This is a genomic window from Leptospira fletcheri (assembly GCF_004769195.1).
Classification (GTDB): domain Bacteria; phylum Spirochaetota; class Leptospiria; order Leptospirales; family Leptospiraceae; genus Leptospira_B; species Leptospira_B fletcheri.
In genome coordinates, this window is the sequence record NZ_RQET01000008.1 from 1 (window position 1) to 14925 (window position 14925).

General features: G+C 48.9%; 15 protein-coding genes. 4 read left to right on the plus strand and 11 right to left on the minus strand.

The window, feature by feature from the left end:
• The first annotated feature begins 313 nt into the window (after positions 1 to 313).
• The 4 genes from EHO60_RS10830 to EHO60_RS10850 all read left to right on the plus strand — a co-directional run bounded on the left by EHO60_RS10830 (position 314) and on the right by EHO60_RS10850 (position 3443).
• Positions 314 to 1678: a FliI/YscN family ATPase gene (locus EHO60_RS10830; protein WP_135768220.1), complete on the plus strand. Its 1365-nt coding sequence runs from the start codon at positions 314 to 316 to the stop codon at positions 1676 to 1678.
• Between the two features lie 3 nt (positions 1679 to 1681).
• Positions 1682 to 2251: a flagellar export protein FliJ gene (gene fliJ / locus EHO60_RS10835; protein WP_135768221.1), complete on the plus strand. Its 570-nt coding sequence runs from the start codon at positions 1682 to 1684 to the stop codon at positions 2249 to 2251.
• A gap of 158 nt (positions 2252 to 2409) precedes the next feature.
• Positions 2410 to 3051 (plus strand): periplasmic-type flagellar collar protein FlbB, encoded by a 642-nt coding sequence (locus EHO60_RS10845; RefSeq protein WP_135768223.1) that lies wholly within the window; start codon positions 2410 to 2412, stop codon positions 3049 to 3051.
• A gap of 35 nt (positions 3052 to 3086) precedes the next feature.
• The gene (locus tag EHO60_RS10850; protein WP_246028290.1) at positions 3087 to 3443 is read left to right on the plus strand and encodes a TOBE domain-containing protein; all 357 of its coding nucleotides are present in this window, start codon (positions 3087 to 3089) and stop codon (positions 3441 to 3443) included.
• A 22-nt stretch (positions 3444 to 3465) separates the two neighbouring features.
• Here the strand turns inward: EHO60_RS10850 and EHO60_RS10855 are convergent, their stop codons facing one another.
• The 11 genes from EHO60_RS10855 to EHO60_RS10905 all read right to left on the minus strand — a co-directional run bounded on the left by EHO60_RS10855 (position 3466) and on the right by EHO60_RS10905 (position 14916).
• Positions 3466 to 4548: a DUF3089 domain-containing protein gene (locus tag EHO60_RS10855; RefSeq protein ID WP_135768225.1), complete on the minus strand. Its 1083-nt coding sequence runs from the start codon at positions 4546 to 4548 to the stop codon at positions 3466 to 3468.
• A gap of 18 nt (positions 4549 to 4566) precedes the next feature.
• Positions 4567 to 5130 carry a guanylate kinase gene (gmk, locus tag EHO60_RS10860; RefSeq protein WP_135768226.1) on the minus strand — a complete coding sequence of 188 codons (564 nt, stop codon included), beginning with the start codon at positions 5128 to 5130 and terminating at the stop codon, positions 4567 to 4569.
• A complete protein-coding gene (locus tag EHO60_RS10865; RefSeq protein ID WP_135768227.1) occupies positions 5131 to 5412 on the minus strand; it encodes an extracellular matrix/biofilm biosynthesis regulator RemA family protein in 282 nt (93 codons plus the stop codon).
• Entirely contained in the window at positions 5412 to 6578 is a 1167-nt protein-coding gene (locus EHO60_RS10870; protein ID WP_135768228.1) for a hypothetical protein, read from the minus strand. The genes EHO60_RS10865 and EHO60_RS10870 overlap by 1 nt, the downstream gene beginning before the upstream one ends.
• Before the next feature lie 70 nt (positions 6579 to 6648).
• On the minus strand, positions 6649 to 6954 hold the full coding sequence (locus EHO60_RS10875; protein ID WP_246028270.1) for a hypothetical protein: 306 nt from the start codon (positions 6952 to 6954) through the stop codon (positions 6649 to 6651).
• Between the two features lie 66 nt (positions 6955 to 7020).
• Positions 7021 to 9006 carry a FapA family protein gene (locus EHO60_RS10880; RefSeq protein ID WP_135768230.1) on the minus strand — a complete coding sequence of 662 codons (1986 nt, stop codon included), beginning with the start codon at positions 9004 to 9006 and terminating at the stop codon, positions 7021 to 7023.
• A gap of 122 nt (positions 9007 to 9128) precedes the next feature.
• Positions 9129 to 9929 (minus strand): RNA polymerase sigma factor WhiG, encoded by an 801-nt coding sequence (gene whiG, locus EHO60_RS10885; RefSeq protein WP_135768231.1) that lies wholly within the window; start codon positions 9927 to 9929, stop codon positions 9129 to 9131.
• A gap of 127 nt (positions 9930 to 10056) precedes the next feature.
• On the minus strand, positions 10057 to 10548 hold the full coding sequence (locus EHO60_RS10890) for a hypothetical protein (protein ID WP_135768232.1): 492 nt from the start codon (positions 10546 to 10548) through the stop codon (positions 10057 to 10059).
• On the minus strand, positions 10545 to 11453 hold the full coding sequence (locus EHO60_RS10895; protein ID WP_135768233.1) for a MinD/ParA family protein: 909 nt from the start codon (positions 11451 to 11453) through the stop codon (positions 10545 to 10547). The genes EHO60_RS10890 and EHO60_RS10895 overlap by 4 nt, the downstream gene beginning before the upstream one ends.
• Before the next feature lie 39 nt (positions 11454 to 11492).
• Positions 11493 to 12767 (minus strand): flagellar biosynthesis GTPase FlhF, encoded by a 1275-nt coding sequence (gene flhF / locus EHO60_RS10900; protein ID WP_135768234.1) that lies wholly within the window; start codon positions 12765 to 12767, stop codon positions 11493 to 11495.
• A gap of 31 nt (positions 12768 to 12798) precedes the next feature.
• Positions 12799 to 14916 (minus strand): flagellar biosynthesis protein FlhA, encoded by a 2118-nt coding sequence (locus EHO60_RS10905; protein ID WP_135768235.1) that lies wholly within the window; start codon positions 14914 to 14916, stop codon positions 12799 to 12801.
• Positions 14917 to 14925: the final 9 nt, after the last annotated feature.

Consider the following 14925-nt stretch of genomic DNA (forward strand, 5'->3'; position numbering starts at 1 on the left):
GTGTCGCTGGTTTGGGGGGGCGGTTCCCGGGGGGCCGGGGCCCCACCCTCTCTGGGCGGGGGCCGGTGCGGTGGTACCCGTTCGCTGCCGTGCAGAGTCCGTCCTATTCGATTTTCCTCCTTTTTGCCAACCTTTTTCCGGGCCTTTCTCTTGCAGGAACTCCTACAAGCCACAGGGAACATCTTCTCTCCTTTCTTCCGAATTCTTCTCCAATTAGGTCGTCAAGCGACATAATTCCATTATATTCGCATTATAACTTGACTCGGAAGATTTTTTTTCGGAACCTATCCTTCGGGTTCCAAGGATCCAGGCAATGATCGAAAAGAAATTCTACGAGAAAGTAGACGTTATTTCTAAATATTTTCTCATCCTGGACAGGACGGAAACGATCCGTAAATCCGGAAGAGTGGTTCGAGTCTCTGGAAATGTGATCTATTCGGAGGGTCCTCCGGATTCCAAGATAGGCGAAATTATGGATGTGGAAAAGGCCGGGATCGAAGGGTATCTCCAGTGTGAGATCGTCGGTTTCGAGAATCACGTTTATACCCTAATGCCTCTCGGACCGGTGGAAGGAGTGTATCCGGATGCCTTCGTATTTTCTTCCGGTCGTCGCCTGAACGTTCCCGTGGGAAACGAACTTTTAGGAAGGGTTCTGAACGGGGTCGGAAAACCCATCGATAAAAAAGGAATCATCATCACTTCGGAGGAAAAATCACCCGAAGGAGAAAGCATCAATCCGCTGGATCGCCCCATCATCCGGGACGTTCTTCTTACGGGAGTGCGAGCCATCGACGGGATCCTAACCGTCGGACGCGGGCAGAGATTGGGGATCTTTTCGGGATCGGGAGTCGGTAAGTCGAGTCTCTTGGGAATGATCGCCAGATTTACGGATGCGGACATCAACGTCATCGCTCTGGTCGGCGAGCGCGGACGGGAGGTGAACGAATTTATCGAACGTGACTTGGGAAAAGAAGGTCTCGCAAAGTCCGTCGTATTTGCCGCGACCTCCGATTCTCCGAAAATGGAGCAAGTCAACTGCGCGTTTCTTGCGACTTCAGTCGCGGAGTATTTTCGCGAAAAAGGACTTCACGTAAACTTAATGATGGACTCTTTGACTCGCTTTGCTCATGCGAACCGGGAAATTTCCGTTTCCAATAACGAACCTCCGATCACGAGGGGATTCAGTTCTTCCGTCTTCAGTAAACTCGCAAAATTGGTGGAAAGATCCGGAACTTCCAAATCCGGAGGAAGCATAACGGGATTCTATACCATATTGACCGATACGGACGAGATGGAGGATCCGGTGGCCGACGCCGTCCGAGGTTATATAGACGGACATATCGTCCTTTCCAGAAAACTCGCGGAAAAGAACCATTTCCCCGCAATAGATGTGCCCGCTTCCCTCTCTAGGGTAATGCAGACCATCACAAACGAGGACCATTTCATGCGGGCGGGAATGATACGGGAATTGATCTCCACATATAATTCCGTAGAGGAATTGATTCTATTAAATGCCTACGTTAAAGGTTCCGACGCGAAAGTGGATTTGGCCATTCGAAAAAAGGAGAAGATAGACTCGTTTTTACGCCAAAAACTCATGGAAAAAAGCCCGTTTCCGAATACGATGAGTTCGTTACGGGACATCCTCAGGGAAGAGCGGGAAGAGGAGGAATTTTAATCGATGAAAAGATTCAGATTCAGGCTCGAGCCGGTACTTCGTCTCAAAAAAATCGCCGAAGAAAAAAAGCTGCAGGAACTTTCCGAGCTCGTTGCGGAGATCAACCGACGTAGTTCCGAAATCGAAAATAACGAAACCAAAATCGCGAACCTTACCTCCAAGCCCTCGGAGACATACGATTTACGGGAATATTCCTATCTTCAAACTTATATTCGTCAACTTTTGACGAAGAACTCGGAACTAACGGAAGAAATCCGCACATTCGACGAACCTATCGCAAAGAAGAGACTCGAAGTAAACGAGGCGCGAAAGGACAAAAAAGTTATGGAGCTTCTCAAAGAGAAGCGCTATTCGGAATACATTCATCATTATAAGAAAAGGGAACAGCAAACGTCGGAAGAACTGTTCCTAAGCAGATACTTTTCGAAAACGAGGGGAGCTCAAGATGGAATCGAGCAAATTGGACGGGATCCGAAGACTTTTACCTATGATACGGGAGGCGTCGAGCGTTCCGGTTCGGAAGATGCGGGACTTTCTGAACTCCGAAAGCTTTACGAGCGTTATAAAAAGTGAACTCCCCTTTTTAGAGATTAAAAAGTCGGGAAATGCGGATTCGACGATCAGTTCTATGGTTAACCTACGCGAAAAAATTACCGACCTAGAAACAAAGGCGGAAAGACTGGAGAAAAAGATCTCCGGATCACGCCTGGACGTTCGGGTATAAAAAAAATATGGCAAGCCTTACCGACAAAGCGAGAGCCGTTTATCTCGTTTTACTGATTTTCTTTCTGCTTTTGATCGGATTTTTCGCGTTTGATTACTTTCAGCTCATAGACGCGGCAGAATACTTCCCGTTTTTACGCAAGGAACCCGGACTGGTAAACGCGGATTCCGAATCTCCCTCGGAACTTGAAAAGCTGGAATTCCGAAAGGAGATGGAGCGGCTTGCCAAGGATAGGGACGAGATTCTACAGAAGGAAGATGATATTCGGAAGGAAAGAGAAAAGCTCGATGCGGAGCTGGAAAAAATCTCCGAACTCAAACGGGGCCTTACCGCCAAAGAGAACGAACTGAAATCCGCAGAATCGGAAAAAAACAGTCGGAATAAACTTGTGAAAGTTCTGGCCGAAAAAGTAGCGAATATGCCGCCCGATAATGCGGTCCAGATGCTGACTAACTGGCCGGATAAGGATATCATTGACGTATTTATCCAGATGGATCAGGATGCGGAACAGGATGGGCGTCAGACCATTACCACATATCTGCTGACCCTCTTTCCCGCGGAAAGAAGAGCGGCCATAACGAATAAATGGCTTTCCCGTTCGGACACGATCCGTGCGCCAGAATCATCGCCCGAGTCCGAGGAGTTATAATGACCTTTACGCAAAAATCGATCGTTCCTTTAATCATGCTCGCGACTCTTTTTTCCGCCGGATCGGAAATCCTTGCCAAAGAAAAGAAAAGGAAGGTTGTAAGCGGCGAAGATCTGGTAAGGAATCCCTCGAAAGCGGTCGGGGAGACGGTTCGTTTAACGGGAAACGTTTCCCACGTTTTGTACAAGGGGAACTCGATCCGTTTCGTTCTCCAATTCGGAGGAAAGCCCGTGGTCCTGGATTCCGACGATTCCGGGCTGATCAGCAGAGTTGCCGTAGGAACTTATGTGGAAGTCTGCGGTTTTTATCTGAAGAACAAAAAGCTGGAACTTGACGGTAAGAGAACGGACATGCCTTCCATCGTCGTCGAACAACCCTATTGTTCGAACTGAACGGATTTCGGTTCACAATCTGCTAATCGACTGATCTTTTTCCTTTTCCCAAAAGGAACCGATCCACTCTAGCTTTGGCGTTTCGCCGGATGCTCGTATAAAACAAGTGATAGTCCACCAAATGATAGGTATCGTCTTTTCCTAGAGTCGGGAACCCTCTACTCTCCGGTTTGTGCACCCATAAAATCCCCGATTCACATTTGGCGTCCGCGATTCCGGGTAAGGCACGGTAGAACCGTATCGGAACGCTTCCGGGATTCGATTCTTTCGGTTGGTACGATTCGTCGACCGTCCAAGACAAAGGATTTACACAAAGAGATTTGCCGAATCTTTCCGAAAGTCGGACTGGCTTACTTCCCCACAGGAAGGAATTCCAATTGATCACACAACCTAGTGAATCCGGGGAAAGGCAAGGTGAAAGTCCGGTTTCCTCCGGGGAATAAGGATATCCTACGGAATAAGCCGCGATTAGATTCTTCCTGTACGGAGATGCAGACACGATTTCCTTCAAAAGCTGTACCGTATGACGGGTACCCTGACTGTGGGACGCCAAAATCCAAGGCCGTCCCTGATTTAGATATTTCATATAATATAAAAATGCACTCTTTACGTCTTCGTACGCGAAGTCCAAGGCCTTCTGCCCTTCCGGAGTATCCTCCATAAAAACGTAAAAAGCGGCCTGTCTATATCTGGGAGCGTACACCCTGCAACATTCGTTGAAAGCGCCTGCTTGCGAGCGAATCGGTCCTTCCTCAGTTTTCCGATTCAAACTTTCGTCCTCCAGGTCCCCGTTCCAATATTTTCCCGCCACGATCAGAGTAGTCGGATGTACAAAGAAAACGTCCGCCTCTGCAGTCGCTTGCTTATCCATAAACCCCGAGTCTTTCGGGACTTCGTCGCCCGGATCCTTTTTCGCGGGATGGGACGCCCAAGATTTCAAATCGGAATAATCCGGCCGGGAAAGGGTTTTACTACTCTCGAAATTCTCCCTAGGCTTCAACAGATAAAGGCAGGAGGCGTTCGAAACGCAGAGGAAAAATAAAAAGAAGGAACGAAAAAACGCGGGAAGAACGGATAAGAAAGACGAACTAAGAATTTCTTTCATGCGAGAAACGATCCAAACTCAATGTTTTTCGGAGGAAAGCAATATGGATTCGAGTTGCGACAATGTGCGATCCAAGTCGTCGTTCAGAATGACATGATCGAATTCGTTCCGGTGGGACAGTTCCTGTTTTCCGTTCCGGATCCTTTTCGTTATGCTTTCTTCGGAATCCGTTCCCCGGGCTCGCAACCTTCTTTCCCATTCTTCTTCACTCGGAGGAAGGATAAAGATCGTAACAACAGTCTCCCCTAATTTCCGCTTCAAAAGCGCCGCGCCCTGAACGTCCAAGTCCATAATGACCGACCTTCCGCTCGCAAGACATTCCTCGACGTATTTTCGGGGAGTGCCGTAGTAATGGTCGTGAACCCTGGCCCATTCCAGAAATTCGTTTTCTCGGATCCCGCGCTCAAAGGCCTCGGGAGTTAAAAAAAAATATGTGACCCCTTCTTCGTCTCCCGGACGCGGCGGTCTCGTCGTGCAAGAAACGGAAAAAGCGATTTGGGGGTGTTTTTCCCGAACCAAGCGGATCAGAGTGGATTTTCCTCCCCCAGCTACGGAAGAAAGGACGAAAAGTTTAGAAGACACTTAGTCTTTTTCTTCCTCTTCTTCGGCTACGGAATTGTCTCGGCTCTCGATCCGTCGAGTCAGCGCCTCGACTCGTAGATTGGAAAGGACCAAATGATTGGAGTCCGTGATAATGATGGATCTGGTTTTTTTCCCCTGAGTGGCATCGATCAGACTATTATTGCTTTTTGCTTCGTTCCGAATCCTTTTTGCTGAAGCGGAATCGGAATGAATGATGCCGACGATCTTCGAAACCATTACGATATTTCCGAAACCAACGTTCAGGACGCTAAATTGAGACATTAGACCCTCCGGTTTCTTTCCAACCTGAACCTTTCGATGATATCCACCTCACCGGTCGCCAGATCCAGTGCTTCTGAAATATCCTCATGAGAATATCCTTTTTTCAAGAGGAAAACCACCTTCTCTATCTTTGTCGTACCGACAGGTAAATCTTTCAGAATGGCCTCGGGAGAAATTTTTACCCGGTCGGATTTTTGCGGCTCGAACCCTGCGATTTTCCGTTCGAGCAACCGACCAAAATCCTGTTCTACAGGAATCTTATTGTCTCGTATTTTCGGTCTGACAGGAAACGCTTTTTCGATCTGCCCTGTCTCAGGAACATACTCCGATTGTGACCGAAGGCTTCCTCCACCGGTCGCTTCCGCGTTCCAAGGAAGCCCCTGCGAAAACGGATCTCCGTCTAGAGAAATATCGAAAGTGGAACTAGGATTGTACATAGGTTGAGGAGGTCTGGTGGGAGAAGGAGACGCCAACAACTCTTGAGGATCCTTCCAACCTAGAGAATCCTTGATTCGTTTTCCGAAATTTTTCAGGATCCCGATCGTCCCCGAATCGGCAGGCTCTTCGATTTTTTCCGAAGAGGCTTTTCTGAGATTTTCCATCCCGGGAATATCTTCCGGCATATTTTGTTTGTACAAATGACCCACGCCGCGGCCTGCCTTGGAAGCGAGGTCCGTTCGCTTCTCTTCTGCCGCTTCCGGAGATTTTTTCATTTCCTTCTGCTTTTCGCGGATCAAGGTAAGGTACTCTTCCTTGAAGGAACGTTCTTCGGACGCGACTTCCTCCAAACCGACCTGCTCTAAGGAGGAAAATTCCTCCTTTCGAGGCGTTGTTTTCTCCGCCGGGAGGCTTCCGAATTCAAGCGGAAGGTCGGAGATTTCTCCGATCCGTTCCGGAAGTTCCTCCACCTTTTTCAGGATGGACTTCAATTTCTCTTCCAAAGAATCCGTCTTCTGCACCAGGATCTTATAGGCTTGTACTTTAGAATTCAATAATTCTATATGGTTTTCCGTTTCGGATTGAATCTCGTCGACCAATGTCCGCACTTCCTCGTTGATCCGTCGGATCATGTGAGACCGGATCCTCTTCGTAACTTGGGCGGTGATGCCTATGTACAGACCTACGCCGAGGACGAGGTTTAAAAAAATCACTGCGAACAGTTCCATGCATCCGACCTCCGGGTGGAAGTTTCCAACAACATCCCTTCGGAGGAATTTAGAATTGCATCGGTTTCGTTTAGGCTAGAACGTCCAGATTGGTTCGGGAAGCGGTTTTGTATTCTATCTTTCTTCCCGATTGGTCGTAGGAAACGATCTTATCCTTGCCGCCTTCCGGACGAGGTCCTTTAAAGGAGCGGATCTCTTTTTCGATTTCCCCGATCTTTTGAACGTAAGACGTCCTCAGCCTTTCCCTATATTCCGGAGACAGGGAAAAAATCTCCGCGTACATCTGTACTGCATATTTTTTATCTACATTGTACTCCCGGACCGACTTTTCGTTTTGAGCGATTACGTTGGTGAGAGTGTGCGGATTCTCCACCATGGTCCGGCGAAGGATATCCGTTGCGGCTCCATATCCCGAAAGGGGTTCGTTCAGCCTCATAGCCTCTTATTTTACTCGAGACCGATTTTTTCTCCAGTCTTTTTTATCCGGCTCGGGATCTTGGTACGGAAGTTGTCGGATAACTCCGTTCTCTTCCACAAAGGTCTTATGTTTGATCTCGTTCCGGGTCTTAAAGTCGGAATTTCTGATCTTGAGAGTAACACCGCCGAAAAGGGTTTTTTCCACGGAAATCATTCCGTTGGCGGCTTTTTCCTCTATGTAGTTGCGGAGGTTTTGGATTTCGTTCTCGTATTCCCGGATCCGAATTTCCAGCTTTTCCACTGCCTTGGCGGTTTTGGACAATTGCTGTTCCTGGTCCTGGGTAAAGGAAGCAGGGTCGCTTTCCTTGCGCGCCTTTAAGGTCTTTAAACTTTTCGTAAGTTGCTCGAACTTCTCCTGGTTCTCAGCCAGTTTTTCCTCATATTCCGCGATCTGTTTCAATACTTTCGGATCGGTTCCGACGACCAATTCCGTGGGCGGGTTGGCGGAAGAACCGATCACCTTGGCGGCGATCATCTCCGCTGCACGAATGGTCCCGCCTACGATTTGGCCCCGCTTTCCGTTGGATACGACCTTTCCTCCGGCGCTGATAAAACAATGCAGGATTCCTTCCTGGACGATCACGTCCTTTTCGGTAATCACGGTAGCGTTCTGTATGAATTTAGCGATTACGTTTCCGCCCGTGGATTCTATACGCGCCTCGTCCCGTCCGGAAACCCCTTGGCGGATAATGATATCTCCGTCGGCTTCTATATTCGCCTTTTGTACTGTTCCATAGATCTCTATGTTTCCGGCCGCCTTGACCGAGTAGTTGTCCTCCACATTCCCGGTGATAATGATGGAGCCGAGGAACGTTACGTTCCCTGTCTTGATGCCTACGTCTCCGTTGACTCGGTACACGGTCTCTACGGAAAGCCGACCGGCTGCGTATACGACTTGGCCGTTCACTTCCGCAGTCAGCTTGGTTCTGTCTTCCGAGAGGATGGTTCCCTTTCCCTGTTTCAGTTCCGTATCAAGTCCGTCCTTGGCGGGCAAGAGTTCGTTGAATAAGGACCGACCGTATTTGCCTTTCTCGGCGGGAACCTTCTCCGCCAGTAACTGACCGACGACCACGTTTTCGATCAGATCCAAATCCTTATAATCCACACGACCGGATTCGTCTTCGCGGAAGACCACGTTCTTTTGGGTACGGACACGATAGATAATGGTCGCATTTTTACCGTTAACTGGCTGGTCCCCTTCTGCTGCGGTAAACGGCTGGGTATAGTATTCTTCCTCAAGACGGCGTTTGATCTCGTCCTCTTTGATCCCGTATTTGATACCGGCGTTCTTCAGATAATTGATCACGTCTTTGACTTCCAAATCTCGTCCCCCAGGTTTGGGAGGAACGAACGTCACCTTCGCTCTCATTCTGTCGGGCGCGATATCTAGTACGAGCTTTCCTTCCATTCCCGGGCGAGGTTTGGCATTGGAGATGAAAATCGGTTCGCCCTTGGCTTCCTTGACCAATTTCCGAATCTGGTCTTCGTCCAGCTGCCCGACTCCCCTATAGGAAAGTTTTTTGGAAACTTCGACAAGCTCGACCGCTCTTCCCTCTCCCGCAGGCGGAAAGACGGTCAGGTAGGCCCCATTTCTTAGGATCTGAACGAGCGCTCGACCATCCCTGTCCTTAGGTTGCAGGAACTCCTTCAAATCCTTGGAAACTAATTTCCCGGAACCTCCGGTCAATTTCTTGTCCAACTCGGACAGCTCGTCCAAAAAATTGTCTTCGGGAATGAGGGAAGCTCGAATATGCCAAGGTTCGGAACCGAAGAGTTTTTTCTTGCCGCGTTTGATCACGATATAATCGATTTCGTGGACCTTCCTTCTCAGATGAGAAGCCGCCAACTGTAGACATTTTTCCAAAGTCTCGGCAAGGACCTCCACTTGTTCGTTTTGGAGTTTGTCCAACTCTTTGGATTGGTCTTTGAGGAAGGAGGTTAAGGAAGACATGATAAAAGGCTCAGTTAGGACTCAAAGGTAGATAGATCCGAAATCGGGGATACCGACGGACCACTTGCGGAAATCGTTTCTGTAGATAAGGAAATTCTCATATAGAACTCCTAAAGAAGGGATTACTTCTTCGTAATGACCGATTTTACTTTTCCCAGTTTGCTTCTTAATCTGGCGACGGCTCTGGTATGAAGCTGGGAGATCCTGGACTCGGTCACTTCCAACACTTCCCCGATCTCCTTTAAGGTAAGATCCTCGTAATAGTAGAGTACGATGACCTTCTTTTCCTTGTCCGGCAAGGTCTTGATCGCTTCGACGATGACGTTCTTGATCTCCTCCTTCTCTATGATCGTATCCGGATTCATATTCATGGGAGATTCTAACGTTTCCATGAAGGAGACTTCGTCGTTTTCGTCGCCGAGGAACCAGATATCGTTTAGGGAAACGAGAGAAGTGCCGCTGATTTTCGTAAGAAGAGAGTTGAATTCCTCCACGGAGATTCCCATCTCTTTTGCGATGGCCTCGTCTTCCACATGAGCGCCCTCTTTGTTCTCCAGCATTCCGATAATCTGCTCCAACTGCTTGGCTTTTTGTCGGATTGAGCGGGGAATCCAGTCGATGGAACGCAGTTCGTCGAAAATCGAACCGCGAATCCGGGTCATCGCGTACGTCTTAAATTTGATTTGTCTGTCCGGGTCGAACTTTTCGATCGCATCTAGAAGTCCGAATACTCCGTACGAGACCAGGTCGTCGAACTCCACATTTTGGGGCATCCCGATCGCAATACGACCGGCCACGTGCTTGACTAAGGGAGAATATTTCTCTACGAGATAACTGCGTATGTTTTGGTCTTTGGTGTCCCGATAGGACTTCCACAGTTCCGTTTCATCCGTATTATTATATTTATCAAAAAGTTTGGACATAACATCGGACTGGGAAGGTCCCTCGATTAAGAGTGTCGAGGACCAAACCGATTTGCAATAGCATTTTTTGTCGCAAAAAACGGGAAATCAAGCAGTTTTTTGTCTCATTAGGAAATGCTGGTGGATCCTACTTTTCGGACCCGCCGTCGTCTTTGGCGAGCATCGTACGAATGGCTTCCGCCATCAATTTCGGTTCGTTTTTGATGGCGATATTTTCCACCATGATATGGTCGCCGAACTTTTCCGTTTTTCTACGCGGGATCCCTGCCACGGCCGCCGCCCGACCCTCGTCACCACCGCCTGCCGATTCGAAATTTACAGAGGACATGTCTCCGTCCAATCTTTCTCCGTACAGGTTGTTCGCTCCACCTTCGCCTCCGGTCTCCTCATGGGAAGAGGAATAGGAACCGGTCAGATTCCGGAGGAAGTCCAGGAACTCGGGAACCTTCATCTCCAAAATCGTATAGACCCCGAATCCGAATCCGGCCATTCCGATCGTGGAAAGTAAAGTAATGAATAAGACGTGAGTCACGTAATTTCCCGCTAAAAATCCGCAGACGGAGCTGATCAACAGTCCCAAAATAGCGAAAAAAGCGAGAAATACGATCTGAAGGTTCAATTGTCGTCCAGACTCTGCTGCTTCTCGCGGACATCCACGAAATTAAAGAATTTCTTAAAGAAGCCTCCGATTCCGGAATCCTCCTGAGCCTCCATTTCCTGGTTCAGAAGGGAGTATGTGATCCGATTGAGGCAGGCAGCCGCCTTGCTTTTCGGAGAGTGGATGATATAGGGCTTTTGTTCCCGGATGCTCTTTTCCACCTCGTCGTCCTGAAAGATAAATCCGAGATTTTCGACCCGAACTTCCAGGAATTGTCCCGAAATGTCTATGACCCGGTCGGCAACCTTCTTGCCTTCGATAGCCGATCGGACCCGATTCACGACCATTTTCAGATTTTTATCCCGACTTTGGGAAACGATGGCTTTGATCAGGCCATAGGAGTCCGTGATCGCGGTAGGCTCGGGCGTGGTGACTACGATTACATCGTCTGCAGGAAGAGTAAGTCCGATCACATTGGAGCTGATCCCGGCTCCCGTATCTATGATCATATAATCGTAGGAATCCAGATCCCCGAATCCCTTGATCAAATTATTTCTTTGTGTGTCGTTCAAGTTGGCCAATTGGGAATATCCGCTCGCTCCCGCGATGATATCCACCCCTTCCGGCGCCTGGATGATGATGTCCTTTAAACTCTTATGTCCCTTAACAACATGGTATAAGTTGTATTTTGGAATGATCCCCAATATCACATTTACGTTGGCGAGTCCCAAATCCCCGTCGAAAACTAGAACCTTCTGCCCCGCCTTGGCCATGGAGATAGCCAGGTTTACGGAAATCGTACTCTTTCCTACTCCGCCTTTTCCGGAAGCAATCGCGATTATTTTGGTCATCGGTTTGGTCGAAGAAACGAGCTTAAGACTCGTATTCCCCTCGGTGAGTTTCCGCAGTTGGGCCGCCTGGTCCATCCTAACCTCTTCTTCGAACAATCTTCTTCGCGGAATTTTTCAGCCCGCGGTGGAAAAGATTTCGCCTTTGATGTCTTTGATTCTTTCAGGATTTACCACACACTCGGCAAGTAGATGCTTTTCCGCAGGGATCATATCAAAAGGCACTTCCTGACCGACGCTCAAATGGGTGAAACCCTTATTAAGTGTATCGGCCAATTCCAGAAATCCACCTAAAAATTCCGCTTCGTCTAGTTTGGTTAATAAAATTCTGCGGAACCCCAAAGGCTCGTAGGCTTTCATCACCGAGTGGGAATGATGATACGATGAGGTAGAGGATAATACAAGGATATTTTCGACGCTGTCTTTTTCCCCGAACGCGGACAAATAACCGTACATTTTACCGAGCTGGTCCATATTTCTATGACTGTATCCGGCAGTATCGATCAGGATCAATTCCGAGCCGTCTCTAGCCAAGGTTTCCTGGAAGCGTTTCAGATCCTTTACGGCATAGAATGGCATTTCCATGGTATCCGCGTAACGTTTTAGTTGCTCGATCGCTGCAATCCGGTAATTGTCGGTGGTGTATAAGGAAACCGCCTTCCCCATATGAAGGTGGTATTTTGCCGCAAGTTTCGCAATGCTAGTAGTCTTACCGCTTCCTGTCGGACCTACGAAAAATACGACTTTTCTTTGCCCCCTTCCCGTTCCCTTGAAAATATCCGGTTCGGAACTGACCCTTTCGGAAAGGACCTGGACCGCTTTTTCATTAACGGAAGCGGCTCTGGATCGATCCAAAGGAGAAAGCCTATGTTCGACTGTGGAAGCGATCTCCTCGGCATACCGGGAGGTCATTCCCTCCTGGACCAACCTTTCCTTGAGTCGATTCAAATGGGTATCGGCTTCCGGCTTTCGAACCGTTGCGATCCTGGGTTCGAATTCCCTTGCGAAAGAAAGACCTAGTCTCTCCTCTTCCGATTGCGGATCCAACTCCGATTCCTGGGGCAAAGAAGTAACGGAAGGAATCCGTCTCGACCTTTCTTCCCAGGAAGGAATCTCTTCCGAATGTTTCCGTCTTTCGGGCGCCTGGACCGATTTTTGCTTTAGCAATTCCTTCAGGTCCTGTAATTTCTTTTCCACCTTTTCCCGAGAGCTCGCTTTCTCGGGAATTCCTACCTGGATTTCCACGACTTTTCTCGCCATCAGACCGGTTCCGAAAACTCCGCCTTCCGTCAAAATCCGGTGTTCGATCACGTGAGCTTCCGGTCCGTATTTCATTTTCATCTGCATCAAGCAGTCCTGTAGGTCTTTTCCCCTGATCTTAGCGAAATCCATACGTACTCCTTCTCGTATTCTTTACGTTTTTTTAAACCGTTTCCACGGCTTCAGCGGCTTGCGCCTGGGTCACCCGAAGTTCTCCTACGATGACTGTAGGTACGGAGGAATGGACTTCCTCCAAAGCCAGGACCGCGAAATTCCTGGGCGGAAATTCCTTAGCAAGGAAATACGCGAAGGGCATCCGCACCTCTCGGTTGACCACGTAGATCGGAAAGCCTCTGCTTTCCTGGACCTTACGGTTCATCTCGGCCACCGATTCCAGAAGTCTTCTCTGAAAGTCCGGCGGTAAGACGAGTATATCTCTTCCTTCCAGACGATCCTGTGCGAGGGACTTGTTCAACCTGTCCAGAACCCTTCCTTCCACCACGACCACTTGAAGTTTTCCGTCGACCATATAGTCTTTTACGATCGTATTCGAAATGGCTTGGCGTACGAATTCGGTTAGCACGTAAGGATTCGGGTACTTGGACATTTTGTTCGCGACAGTTTCCAGAATCGGAACCAGATTCCGGATCCCCAATCCTTCCCGCAAAAGATTCTGGAGCACCTGTTGTAACATCCCGAGATTTCCGGGTTTGTCCGCTTCCAATTCCTGAATGAGAGTAGGATACTGGGAACGATAATGATCCAAAAGTTTCTTCACCTCTTCCCGCCCTAACAGACTTGCCGCGTGTGTCGCAAGCAATTCCCTAAGATAGGTGATGATCACGGTGGAAGAGTCGACCACGATGAATCCTTTGGACTCCGCATCCCCTTTCGTATCCCCGGAAATCCATTTCGCGGTGCGTCCGTATGCCGGCTCCATGAAGGACTCCCCTTCTATGGAACTGATCTCCTGGCTTTCGGCGGAAGGCATCGCCATCAACTTGTCCGGCCGGATCGTACTCGCTCCGACCTCCACGCCGTTGATTTTTATGGTGAATTGGTCCGGAGGTATTTCAAGATTATCTAAAATACGAATCGGCGGAATCACGATCCCGCTCTCTCTAGCGAATTTAGCCCGCAAATTCGAGATTTGGTCCATCAAGGTTCCCCCCTGGGAAGTATCCACCAGAGGGACCAAGTGGTATCCGAATTCGATTTCGATCGGTTCTATGCGAAGCTCGTCGTAATAGTCCCGCGGTTTTCGATCCGTGACCGATTCCTTTTCCTTTTTTTCCAGGACTTCCAACTGTTCCTGAACGGTCTTTTCCATGGAGTACGCTAGGTATGCAAGACCGCCTGCAAGAAGCGCCATCGGAATAAAAGGAAGCCCTGGAATAAAAGCTCCGAGTCCGAGGGAAGCCGCGACCACGTACAAGACCTTGGAGTTCGCGAAAAGCTGGGTCTTGAACTGTTTTGCCAGATCGGATTCCGATCCGGAACGGGTGACGATGATACCTGTCGCGACCGTAGTCAGGAGCGCCGGGATCTGGGAAACCAAACCGTCTCCGATGGTGAACTTGCCGTAGGTTTCTATGGCGGAAATGAAGGATTCTCCTCGGATACTTGCCCCGATGATCACCCCGCCCAACAAATTGATCGCGGTGATGATCAGTCCTGCACGAACGTCTCCTTGAACGAATTTACTCGCACCGTCCATGGATCCGTAAAAATCGACTTCCGCTTCGATTTTTTTCCGTCTTTTTCTGGCCTCTTCCTCGTTGATATTGCCCGTAGAAAGTTCCATATCGATGGCCATTTGCTTTCCCGGGAGGGCATCCAACGTGAACCTTGCAGCCACTTCGGAGATCCTGGTGGCGCCTTTGGTGATGACCAGAACCTGGACGATCACTAAGATCAGGAATATGATGAACCCTACCACGTATTTGCTCAAACCCGATTCGCTCCCGACAATAAACGAACCGAAAGCGTCTATGATCGCACTGTTCACAGCAGGCCCTTTGGAAAGGATCTGTCTGGTGGTGGAAACATTTAACGCCAAACGATAAATGGTAGTGATCAACAAAAGACTGGGAAAGATGGAAAACTCCGCAGGCTCCTTAATCGAAAGGGAAGTCAATACGATCAAAAGACTGATCGCTAGACTGAAAAGGATCAGAAGGTCCAGAATCACTCCGGGTAAAGGAACGACGAGCATTCCGACGATCGCAACCGCGCCCGCTCCCAGGATGAAATCCGACTGCATGTACCATCTCTTTTCCATGAGTTTCTC